General features: G+C 58.3%; 11 protein-coding genes. 7 read left to right on the top strand and 4 right to left on the bottom strand.

Annotated elements, in window-relative coordinates:
• Window positions 1-151 precede the first annotated feature (151 nt).
• From argH to Q0601_RS24315, 4 genes are read right to left on the bottom strand one after another with little or no spacing between them, the layout of a single operon-like run.
• Entirely contained in the window at window positions 152-1,642 is a 1,491-nt protein-coding gene (argH, locus tag Q0601_RS24300; RefSeq protein WP_305292738.1) for an argininosuccinate lyase, read from the bottom strand.
• 35 nt (window positions 1,643-1,677) lie between these two features.
• Window positions 1,678-2,481: an ABC transporter permease gene (locus tag Q0601_RS24305; protein WP_305292740.1), complete on the bottom strand. Its 804-nt coding sequence runs from the start codon at window positions 2,479-2,481 to the stop codon at window positions 1,678-1,680.
• Entirely contained in the window at window positions 2,478-3,326 is an 849-nt protein-coding gene (locus Q0601_RS24310) for an ABC transporter permease (protein WP_305292742.1), read from the bottom strand. Before Q0601_RS24310 ends, Q0601_RS24305 begins: the two co-directional genes overlap by 4 nt.
• Window positions 3,323-4,447, bottom strand: coding sequence for an ABC transporter ATP-binding protein (locus tag Q0601_RS24315; protein ID WP_305292745.1), 1,125 nt, complete (start codon window positions 4,445-4,447; stop codon window positions 3,323-3,325). The genes Q0601_RS24310 and Q0601_RS24315 overlap by 4 nt, the downstream gene beginning before the upstream one ends.
• Window positions 4,448-4,693: 246 nt before the next feature.
• On the opposite strand from Q0601_RS24315, the gene Q0601_RS24320 reads away from it, so the two are divergent.
• The 7 genes from Q0601_RS24320 (at window position 4,694) to Q0601_RS24350 (ending at window position 11,559) form a co-directional block, all read left to right on the top strand.
• On the top strand, window positions 4,694-5,467 hold the full coding sequence (locus Q0601_RS24320) for a putative hydro-lyase (protein WP_305292759.1): 774 nt from the start codon (window positions 4,694-4,696) through the stop codon (window positions 5,465-5,467).
• A complete protein-coding gene (locus Q0601_RS24325) occupies window positions 5,464-7,071 on the top strand; it encodes a gamma-glutamyltransferase family protein (protein ID WP_305292747.1) in 1,608 nt (535 codons plus the stop codon). Before Q0601_RS24320 ends, Q0601_RS24325 begins: the two co-directional genes overlap by 4 nt.
• A 20-nt stretch (window positions 7,072-7,091) precedes the next feature.
• On the top strand, window positions 7,092-8,315 hold the full coding sequence (locus Q0601_RS24330; protein WP_305292749.1) for a diaminopropionate ammonia-lyase: 1,224 nt from the start codon (window positions 7,092-7,094) through the stop codon (window positions 8,313-8,315).
• On the top strand, window positions 8,312-9,541 hold the full coding sequence (locus Q0601_RS24335; protein ID WP_305292751.1) for a M20 family metallopeptidase: 1,230 nt from the start codon (window positions 8,312-8,314) through the stop codon (window positions 9,539-9,541). Before Q0601_RS24330 ends, Q0601_RS24335 begins: the two co-directional genes overlap by 4 nt.
• A 54-nt stretch (window positions 9,542-9,595) precedes the next feature.
• Window positions 9,596-10,081: an Lrp/AsnC family transcriptional regulator gene (locus Q0601_RS24340; protein WP_305292753.1), complete on the top strand. Its 486-nt coding sequence runs from the start codon at window positions 9,596-9,598 to the stop codon at window positions 10,079-10,081.
• Between the two features lie 17 nt (window positions 10,082-10,098).
• Window positions 10,099-11,172 carry an ABC transporter substrate-binding protein gene (locus tag Q0601_RS24345; RefSeq protein ID WP_305292755.1) on the top strand — a complete coding sequence of 358 codons (1,074 nt, stop codon included), beginning with the start codon at window positions 10,099-10,101 and terminating at the stop codon, window positions 11,170-11,172.
• 105 nt (window positions 11,173-11,277) lie between these two features.
• A complete protein-coding gene (locus Q0601_RS24350; protein WP_305292757.1) occupies window positions 11,278-11,559 on the top strand; it encodes a TSUP family transporter in 282 nt (93 codons plus the stop codon).
• Window positions 11,560-11,622: the final 63 nt, after the last annotated feature.

Genomic DNA, 11,622 nt, shown 5'->3' on the forward strand with positions numbered 1-11,622 from the left:
TTAGGGGCCCGCCCCCCCACTCCCCCCCCCCCCACCCCGCCCCCACTTGTCCCCCACCAACCACGCCCGGGGGGGGCGGGTTTTACCCCCCCCCGGCCCCCCCCGCCTTTGGCGCCCGGGGGGCGGGCGACGGATTGGCCCCAATTTAGGATCAGCGAGAGAGCTCGCGCGCGCGGTGTCGTAAAGCCTTGGAGGCTGCGAGGATTCTGCTTTCTTCAGCTTTTAGGCGCTTCTCCGTGTTGGTGGAATCGCCCTCTGCAAGATGTGCCATTCTGTCGATTTGTTCCGGACCGATGGATCCGGCGGACACGCGAGTCTTAACGAAGTGTCGGGCGTCCAGTGCCTCGTGGACTTGCTCGTCGGTCAGCCCGATCGGCGCGCCGAGGGTCATCTTGGCTGCTGCGTCCACATCCGCCGCGGTCGTTGCTGATGGTGAGATACCATTTTCGAGTGCGGTTTTAACGAGCGCTCCGACGATGTGGTGCGAGCGGCGGAAGTCTAGGCCTTTCAATTTCACGATGGCGTCCGCTAGGCTGCTCGCGGTGCTCCAATGCGCGCCGGCACGCTCGTACATGACGTCGCTGTTGATGCGCAGCGTTGCCACCGTGTCCTGCATGAGTGTCAGAGCCCAGTTGGTGACGTCGAAGAACTGCACGTTGCCGGACGAGAAAAAACGATCTGAATCGATGGTCGTGGGCGTACGCAGCATGCCGAGCTGGGAAGGCATCCAGCCGATGGATTCGCCAGCAAGCGCCCTGATCCGCTCCAGAACATAGGGGTTCTTCTTCTGCGGCATGATGCTGGAGGTTCCGCAGAGACCTTCGTCGAGTTCGATCAGCCCGAACTCCCACGAGGCCCAGACGTAGAGTTCCGAGGCAGAACGACCCAGGCCCGACATCAAAATGGACAAGGCACTCGCCACTTCCGCCAAGTAGTCCATGGCGAACCCGCCGCAATCCTTGGAGTTGCGGATTTGGGCTGAATGACCGAGCAGTTCGCTGGTCCTGTCGCGGTCGATCGGCCAGCTCGTTCCCGCTAATGCCACGCCGCCCAGCGAACTCATATTGGTGCGAGCATAGGTTTCGAGGAGGCGCTGCACGTCACGCGCGAAAACGTCATACTGGTACAAGGCATAGTGCGCCAGAACCCAAGGCTGTGCGTGCTGGAGATGTGTGTATCCCGGCATAATCACGTCGGTCCATTCTGATGCGCGACGGCGCCAGATTTCTTGAAGCTCGAACACGCGCCGGGTGATCCGCAGCAGCCGGTTGCGCGCGTCGACACGGGAAATAGCAGCATTCTGATCGATGCGGCTTCGTGCCAGCTGGAGGACCCCAGCTGTATCCTGTCCGGCCTTTTCGGCCAGATAGCGCTCTACCTGCAGCAAGAGGCTACCCATGGATGGATCGATGTTCAGCGGTGCAGGACCCGTCTGCTCGAGGTCCAGCAGGGCACTCAGCAACGACTTTCCTGCCTCGGGTGAAATGATGCCGTTTTCGGTCATCATCACCACATGGGTCAGATCGACTTCCATATAGGCGTTGAACATCGTCAGGTCCCGATCGATGATCGGCTTGTATACAGCCTCGATGAGGCTGGGTCGGGCACTCTTACCCAAGCGAGCGGTGGTCAGGGCGGTCATGTCGTTCTCCGGATGCTGGTGGTTGTCAAGTTGGTTCACTTTTCGTTGGCGATGAGCCGCAGAACGCCGAACAGTTTTTCGACAACTAGGACGAAAAGAGCTGCAAAAAGGATCATGAAGCCACTGATGGCTGTCACGAGCGGGTCGTCACCTTGCGAAGCGTAGCCGAATATTTCGCTAGGAAGCGTCGTTGCTCCTGGAAGCGACAGGAAGATCGAAATAGTGACTTCATCAAACGAAAGGAGGAAGGCGAACAACAGCCCCCCGACCATACCCGGCGCGATTTGCGGTAAGACGACGCGCCGCAAGGTGTAGAACCAAGACGCGCCAAGGCTGTAGCTCGCGAGTTCGGTCTGACGCCCGAGGGTCTCCAGGCTGGTCATGGTCATGCGCAGCACATATGGCGTCGTCACCAGAACATGACCGGTGATCAGGCCGTAAGGCGAGCTTGCTATCGACAGCCTGGAAAAGGTCTGCAGCAGCATGATTGCGATGATGATGTTCGGAACCGTAAGCGGCAGCGATACATAAGTGGCCATGCTTCGCACCCAGCGGGATTCGGATCGGCCTATCCCGATGGCAGCAGATATCCCGATCAGGCCGGAGATGGCACAAGTGATGACGGCGACCTTGAGGCTGAACAGGAAACCTTGCTGGAACGCCGGAGTTTCAAACGCGGCGATGTACCACCGGATTCCATAGGAGGGCGGCGGAAATCGGTTGTAGCCCTCGTTCGTGAAGGACATGATGAGAATGACGAGGAGCGGCGCCAGCATAAAGCTGGCGAAAAGCACCGCGAAAGCACGTCGTGCCATCGACCATGGATCGATAATGTTCATCGTGCACCTCCCCTCCGCCGCGCTGCGGCATCTCCGATCGTGTTGAATACTGTGAGGGATACCATCGCGAGGAGGAGAAGAATGATAGCCAGCGCTCCTCCTTCATGATCGTTCGCAAGCAGGATGTTCTTCTGATAGATTATGTAGGCCATGGTTTTGTTCGAGCTTCCGCCGAGAAGGACGGGAGTGCTGAAGGCCGTCATCGATACGGAAAACACCACGATGGTGCCAGAAAGGATGCCTGGGCGGCTTAGCGGCAGCATGATGTCTCTGAATGCCATCACCCGCGACGCGCCGAGGGAATAGGCCGCCGACAGAAACCTTCCATCGATCTTCGCCATCGACGCGTTGAGTGCGAGAACCATGAATGGGATGTAGATGTGCATTAGGCCGATCACGATGGCGGTTTCCGTCTTGTAGATGGGAAACTGCAGTGCTTCGGGCAGCATCGCGTTGAGAGCGCCACTTGGGGCGAAGATAATCAGCCATCCGTAAGTGCGGACGATGACGCTGATGAATAGCGGCGACACGACCACGAACAGGAATACGCGTCTCCAGCGGCTCTTTGAGAAATAAAGATACATGGCTGCCGGATAGCCGAGCAGCAGTGCTGCCGCCGTGGTGATCAGGCTGATCCGCAAGGTGCGGATGATGATCTCCCAATAGAAAGAGTCCCCGAGGATGGTCGTGTAATTCTTCACCGACCAGGCAAAGCCACCTTCCGATGGGATCGTCATACTGTTCTGAAAGATGACGGCGAACGGTATGAACAGGAAGATCGTAACGACCAATATTGCGGGCAGAGCGAGAAAGCCTGCTGAATTGTTGCGGACGACATTGTTCATGGAGCGCGCTCCGTCACACCCGGCAGAAGGTGGCCGGCATCGGCATCCCAGCCTATTTCGATCTCGTCGCCCACGGCCGGGACACTTTGCCCGTCAGACATGCGGAGCGCCTCGAACTCTCCGCAATCCGTCGCCACTCTGACGCTGATGGTCTGTCCACTATATAGGATGTCGATCACACGGCCGCAGAGCCTGTTTACCTTGGCTGAGTCGCCTATTGTGAGCTCTTCCGGTCGCAGAAGAAGGGTGAGCGGACCGCCCCCCTGCTGGGGAACTGCAGCTTTGATGACGAATGTCTGATTTCCTGTACGGAAAACCGGAACGTCGCCCGCGAGCTCCATGGCACCTTGCAAGCGGTTCGCGCGGCCGATGAAGCCGGCAACGAAATCCGTCCGCGGTTGCCGGTAAATCTCTTCCGGTGTACCAAGCTGCTCAAGGCGTCCATGGTTAAGGACAGCGACACGATCTCCAAGCCCAAACGCCTCTTCCTGATCGTGCGTCACGAACACGGTCGTGACACCGGTCGCGCTTTGGATGCGCTTCAACTCGACGCGCATTTCGTCGCGAAGGCGGGCGTCGAGGTTCGACAGCGGCTCGTCGAGGAGCATGAGACGCGGCGAAATAGCGAGGGCTCGCGCGATGGCAACTCGCTGCTGCTCTCCGCCGGAAAGCTGTCTCGGCAGCCTTCCGCCCTTGTCGTGGAGCTTCACAAGCGCCAACAGTTCTGAAACGCGCGCATCTATCGCAGAAGTTGCCATTTGACGGACTTTAAGCCCGTAGGCGATGTTCTCGGCCGCTGTCATGTGAGGGAAAAGGGCATAGCTCTGGAAGACGATGCCGATCTCCCTCTGCTGTTGGCTGAGGCGAGTGATATCGGTTCGGTCGAGATGAATTCGCCCTTTGCTCGTGGGTATGAAACCCGCGATCGCACCCAGCAGTGTAGATTTTCCGCAGCCTGATGGCCCGAGCAGGCAAAAGAATTCGCCGGTTTTTATGTGCAGATCGAAATCGTGCAGCGCGATCGTCTGTCCGTACTTCACCTGGAGTCCGTCGATCGCGAGAAAAGCATCTTGTTCCTCACTCTTTCGATCCCGCGGATTGGTAGCGTTTGTAGCGTTCATTTATTAGTTCCCCTGTCGCGCCGCATGCTCTGTGTGACTGTATTGTTTTGCGCCCGTAAGCCGGGATTTCGGCATCCGACAATAAACAAGCTTTGTGATGAAATTTATTATTTTGATTAGCAAATTTGCCTTTTTAAATCATTTTTTTAGCTTTTTTGGAAAATTATGGCATTTAAAAGCTCTATTGTGACGTCAGCGATCGAGAGGTCATTGATCATGTTTACGTCGTCTTCCCAAATGCCACCTATGACGCCCCGGAGCCTCCGGGTGGCATGCCGTGAAGGAAGTTTTGCGGGCTACACTGCTGGTCACGCAAAGGGTTTCGTGCAAGCGAACATATGCATCCTCCCAAGGGATTGGGCTGAAGACTTCCTTTTGTTCTGCCAGCGCAATCCACAGCCCTGCCCGCTGCTGAGCCGGAGCGACGTTGGTAGCTGGAGTTTGCCGGAGCTCGGTGAGGACATCGATATCCGCAGCGATGTGCCGCGCTATCATGTCTTCCGCGAAGGGCGTTTCGATGCGGAAGTGGCAGATATCACGGATCTCTGGCGTAATGATCTCGTGACCTTCGCGATGGGCTGCTCCTTCTCGTTCGAGGAGGCGCTGGTTGATGCTGGGCTCACGCTGCGTTTTCTCGACCGCGGCGAGGTCGCCGGCGTCTACGAGACCACTATGCGTGCGAAGCCTGCTGGCCGATATGATGCGCCTCTGTTGATGACGATGAGGCCATTCACTCCAGCTGATGCTATTCGCGCTATCCAGATCACCTCCCGTTTCCCAAATGTGCATGGCGCGCCGGTCCATCTCGGTGATCCCGGCCAGATCGGCGTCGAGCTCGACAACCGATATCGCGGCGTAGGCAGCGGCGAGGTCCTCCCAGGAGAAATCCCGCTTTTCTGGGCCTGTGGTCTGACACCACAATTGGCGGTCATGACGGCTAAGCCACCCATCTGTATTACCCACGCACCTTCTTCGATGCTGTTCACGGATATTCGCAACGCGAGCTTGGCGGCACTATGAAGCAGTTTTCCAAAGAATTTCGAGATTTCGACCGCTGCGGTCGATCCGAAGCCTTTGGCACGCGGGGCATGGCCGCAACGTCGCATCCGCTTGCGACGATGGCGGCGCTGGATGTCCTGAAAGCCGGAGGCAATGCTGTCGATGCCGCGGTAGCTGCAGCCGCGATGCAAGCCGTCGTGGAACCGACGCAGACGGGCATCGGCGGAGACTGTTTCGCCATCATCATGCGTGCCGACGGATCAATCGCCGCAGTCAATGGTTCTGGCTGGTCTCCGGCAGGGCTCGATTTCGAAAAATTACTCGAAAGTGGGCAGCGACACATCGCCGCCGATAGCGCGGACGCTGTCACTGTTCCGGGCGCGGTCGGAACATGGGAAAAATTGTTGTCCGAACATGGCAGCAAGGACTTAGCCGTCGTGCTAGCCCCGGCGATCGCCGCCGCTCAAGACGGTACCCCGGTGACGGAGAGGTTAGCGCGCGATTGGCGGAGGCAAACGTCAAAGCTCAGCCAGCGACCCGAGACAGCTGCAGCCTACTTGTTTTTAGGCGAACCGCCGGATGCAGGCGAGATTCACCGAAGTCCAGCACTGGCGGCCACGCTACGCGCAATCGGTTCAGGCGGTGCGGCTGCTTTCTATCAGGGCAGCATTGCGCAACGCATGGTTGATACGCTGCGCCGGGCAGGAGGCACGCATGTCGAAGCGGATTTTGCTGAATACACTGCTGAGGCCGTCTCGCCGATACGGACGTCCTATCGCGGTTATGACCTTTGGGAGTGCCCGCCTAACGGACAGGGGGTGGTGCCGCTGATCGCAGCGTCAATTCTGGATGGAATCGACCTGTCTCAGTATGATCCGCTTGATGCACGGCGCTTGCATGTGATCGCGGAAGCCGCGCGGCTTGCCTACGCGGAGCGTGACATCTTTGTCGGCGATCCCCGTCTGGGGAGCGTGGATGTAGAGGATCTGCTCAGCCAGGCACGGAGCGCTGATCGGCGGGCCCGCATTTCCATGAGCGCAAGAATTGCTGATCTGACGCCAGCACCGTTGCCGCGCCATTCCGACACGGTTTTTATTGCTACGGTCGATCGGGACGGAACTGCGGTCTCTCTGATCAATTCGATCTTCGACGATTTCGGATGCGGAATCTTCTGTCCGCAGACGGGCGTGCTTTTCCACAATCGAGGTTGCGGCTTCGTCTTGGAGCGCGGCCACTTGAACGCAGCTGCCCCTCGCAAGCGACCGCTCAACACCATCATCCCGGCCATGCTGGCGCGTGATGGGCGCCCTGTCATGCCATTCGGTGTAACAGGGGCCCATTTCCAGCCGATCGGTCAGATCCAACTTCTGTCGGCGATTGTCGATCACGGTCTCACCGTCCAGGCGGCACTGGACCTGCCTAGGATCTTTGCCTTCGGCGATGTGTTCGAACTCGAGGCCGCCATTCCTGAGACCGTCTGCACCGCGCTTTCGGCGCTCGGCCACACTATAACCCGCCCGGCCAATCCTTTGGGTACGGGTCAAGCCATATGGATCGACCAGGCCACTGGCTTGTTGCGCGGCGGCGGGGATCGCCCCCCCGACGGTCTGGCGCTCGGATATTGAATCAAGAAGGAGTTCATCTCGTGCAAATTCTACCCCAGTCGCCCACAGAGCTTGCGGTCAATGCCGCCCGGTCACAGGCGCCCTACAACGCGGAAAGGCGCACAGAAATCCTGAGCTTAGCCCGCTTAGAAAACACCACGCGCGAGATCGCGACGTGGTCAGGCTACGAACCCACGCCACTGCACAACTTGTCGGATCTGGCAGAGAAGGTCGGTGTTTCTACCGTATGCTACAAAGATGAAGGAAGCCGCTTCGGTTTGGGGAGCTTCAAGGCACTTGGCGGGGCCTACGCCGTTTTTCGCCTTCTTCAGGGGCTGATTGCCGAAAAGACGGGCGAAATGCCGTCATCACAGGATCTGATCGAGGGACGTTACGTAGACCATACCCGCAAGGTCGTCGTTGCATGTGCAACCGATGGTAATCACGGTCGTTCGGTCGCTTGGGGAGCAAAGCTGTTCCGGTGCGCCTGCACGATTTACGTCCATGAACATGTCAGCGTCGCCCGACGTGCGGCGATCGGATCTCTTGGCGCCACGGTCGTCGTGGTGCCGGGAAACTATGACGACGCGGTTCGCCAGGTTGCGTCCGATGCGGCCGCGCTCGGATGGCACATCGTCTCGGACACTTCCTATGAAGGATATCAGGATGTTCCACGCGATGTTATGCAAGGCTATGGCCTCATGGTTCAGGAGGCCGCCACGCAGCTTGGTTCGGTCCCGACCCACGTCTTCGTCCAGGGTGGAGTCGGTGGCGTTGCGGCCAGTGTCTGCGCCTTCTTCTGGGAAACGTTTGAGAAAGAACGGCCGCGGTTGGTTGTTGTTGAACCAAAGACTGCCGATTGCCTCTTCCAGTCTGCATCGGCAGGAACGCTAGCCACGGCAAGAGGGGATCTCGACACGATCATGGCCGGACTTGCCTGTGGCGAGCCGTCGATCCTCGCATGGCGTATCCTGCAGCCTGGCGCTGACGCGTTCATGACTATCGTAGATGATGCGGCAGCGAACACGATGAGGCTGCTGGCAAACCCAGGGGGCGACGATCCTAAGATCATGGCAGGCGAGTCAGCGGTTGCAGGTCTCGCGGGGTTCATCCTTGCGGCCCAGCAGCCGGAACTCCGGGTCAGCCTGGGCTTGACGGCAGAGAGCCGGATTCTGGTGTTCGGAACCGAAGGCGCAACAGATCCGGAAGCCTATCAACGCATCGTGACGGATCATGAGGGCGTTGCGCCAAGGATCAGCGCATGATCGCAATGGTAAGTCCCTTGGAGGAGGCGATCGACGAAGCCATTCTGTCGGAGCGGAATTCGCTTTTCCGTCTCTGCGGGGACCTCGTCGCCGAGCCGAGTGCCAGTCCTCCCGGACACACGGCTGGGGTGGCTCGCATCGTCGCCAGATATCTCGCATCACAGGGGATCGACAGCAGCCTCGTCGCTGCGGAAAAGGACGCCCCAAACATCGTCGCCGAGGTTCATGGCAAGTTGCCGGGCCGCCATGTTGTTTTCAATGCGCATATGGACACGATGCAGCCGGGAAACGAGGCGCTGTGGACCGTGCCGATCCGCGAGACGACGTCGCGGGACGGCAGGCTTTACGGCCTAGGAATGGGCAACATGAAGGGCGCGTTGGCGGCGATGCTCGTCGCGACTGCCGTCCTGAAGCGCCATGCGGACTCGCTGCACGGTCGCCTTTCGTTTACGGCCGTGTGCGATGAAGTCATGTTCGGCGAGCGTGGCGCGGTTTTTCTGCTCAATGCCCGTCCAGACCTGAAAGGAGACGTTCTAATCAGTGGCGAGGGCCCAGGTTACATGGACCTGGCCGTTGCGGAAAAGGGGTTACTCTGGATCGATTTATCGACCCAAGGGAGTGGCGGCCATTCCTCCAATGCCAAACGAGGAAACACACCAATCTCACGCTTGTGCGAATGCTTGCGGCAAATAGACGAGTTCAACGACATATTTGCCTCGGTTCCGGAAGCTATCGCGGGGACATCAGGTGGGATCGAAAACGCCGGCTTCCGCTTGTCGGCAAACGCTGGAATCGTCGTATCCGGCGGAGTTAGAAGTCTGATCGCCAACTTGGCTCGAGCCGAACTGGACTTCCGGCTTCCGCCTGGCATCACCATCGACGACGTGCAGAACCGGATAAGGGCTATCACGGAGTCCCTTGAAATCGAGATGGTCGCGCGGAAGGGATGGAACGCGAACTGGACCGCTCTGAACAGCGAACTCGTCCAGACCGTGGCCCGCACAGTGGAAGGACTGCGCGGAAAAGCGCCCGGCCTCGTTGTCCGCTTGCCCGGCAGTGACGCAAGGCGCTGGCGTGATCTCGGAACACCGGCCATCTGCTACGGACCGCAGCCCGAATTGTCGGCTGGAATTGACGACTTCGCCTTTGAGCAAGACGTGCTTGATTGCGCGCGTGTGTATGCGCGTTCAGCCATTCACCTACTGAAGATGGACAATGCAACTTGATTCAGACCCGGCTGCAGGGAAGCATTCAAGCTCATCAAACCTGAGAGGTGAAACGTGAGGCGCCCCGTTATCGATTCGTTTGACGCAAAACTGCTGAATATCCTTCAGGCCAACAACCTGATTACAAGTTCCGACCTCGCCGAGCAGGTCCATCTGTCCTCGGCCTCATGTCTGAGGCGGGTCCGTCGCCTCAGGGAAGAAGGGGTTATCGCTTCGGACGTGTCAATTGTATCTCCCGAACTCGCTGGCCTGGCAATGACCATGATCGTATTGGTTACGCTGGAGCGCGAGCGAACGGATCTTATGGATAATTTTAAGCGCTCGGTCCTGAATGCTCCCGAAGTTTTTCAGTGCTATTACGTGACCGGCGATTTCGATTTTGTTCTCATAGTGACTGTCAGAAACCTGTCCGATTATGAGGATTTTACGAACCGCTTCTTCTTCGACAACCCGAATGTGCGCAGATTCTCAACCATGGTCGTGATGAACAGGACCAAGTTTTCCACGTCGGTTCCTGTTGAGAGTAACAATCCCGGATAATAGAAAAGGGGAATAACATGGAATTGAAAAACATTGCCGTTGCGGCAACCACGCGACGGACCTTGCTTATGAGGGGCGGCGCGTTTGCGTTGGCGGCGCCGTGGGTATCGCGTGCACTGGCTCAGGGCGCATCGGACACGCTGGTAATAACCGGCACTGGCGGCTCGACTCAGCGCATGATCGAGACCGAGATATTTCCGGAGTTCGGTGCGAAACACGGGATCAAAAATCTTGTTTACGTGGCCGGCGGCGGCTCGGAACTTATGGCAAAATACCGCTCCCAGCAGCGCGCACCCACGATCGATGTCGCTTGGCTCAGCAGTGAGACCTTGGCCGCATCGCTGAGGGAAGATCTGCTCCAGCCTCTCGACAGTAGCCAGATTCCGGCCAAGAATGATCTTCCCGACGCCTTCCAAACCAGCGAATTCATGCTGCCTATGGGACAGAGTGCAGTTGGATTACTTTACAATTCCCAGACTTTGTCCGAACGCGGCATCGCGGTGCCGACAAGTTGGAACGATCTGTGGGATGACAAGTTCAAAGGCCATGCGGGTCTGCTTTCGATCACCAGCACCGGCACAAAGTCGCTGTTGGCGCTGATCTCACGCATCGCAACTGGAGATTGGAAAAATTTCGACGCAGCTATTGACCGTTTCGCAACGTTGCGTCCAAATCTTCTCGACGTTTTCTCTGCGCCTGGACCGCTCGATGCAGCTTTCCAGCAAGGTGACGTTTGGATCGCGCCGCAGGTCGGACTGCGGGCACTCCAATTCAAGAACGCCGGCGCGCCGATCGTCTTTGCCCAGCCTGAAGAGGGCTGCGCAGGGTATCAGGTCGAACTTGGTGTTCTGAAGGGGGCACCGAACAAGGACGCCGCGCATGCATGGATCGACTACATGCTGCAGCCAGCTACCCAAGAAAAAATCATGACTCTCCTCGGCTACACGCCGATGAACCCGAAGGTGAACGTCAGCGACGAATACCGCGAGTTCTTCCCGGATCCCACGACGGTCTTCAGCCCGGACTGGAGCTACCTGTCCGAGAACCTCGAGCAGATCGTGGATGCCTGGAACCGGAAGGTCGAAAGATAAGCCGACTACTAGCCAACACTAGGCCGCCCGCCCTTTTCGGCTCGCCGCAGCGCAAATCTAAGCCATGGGCGAGGGCGGGCGACCGATATATATCAGAGTTGGAATATGACGATCGAAGCGATTGCTCTCTTGTTTGCCGCAGGACTGCTGTCCGGGATGGTGAATGCCATAGCCGGCGGCGGCACATTTCTAACCTTCGGCGCGCTGAGCTTCGTCGGAATTCCGCCGGTCGTCGCCAACGCGACCTCGTCGGTTACCCAACTGCCTGGCTACATCACCTCGACGCTCGCCTACTGGTCCGACATCAAGCAATTCTGGCGCGGCGCCCTAATACTCTGCCTAGGCTCAGGACCTATTAATTGGGTTGCACCGACCGTTGCTGCGTGATTCATACCCTCTGATCAGTGGGGGCACGATGAGTAATCTTTTCTGGCTGACTGACGAGCAGAT

This window comes from Paracoccus wurundjeri, assembly GCF_030678915.1.
Classification (GTDB): Bacteria; Pseudomonadota; Alphaproteobacteria; order Rhodobacterales; family Rhodobacteraceae; genus Paracoccus; species Paracoccus onubensis_A.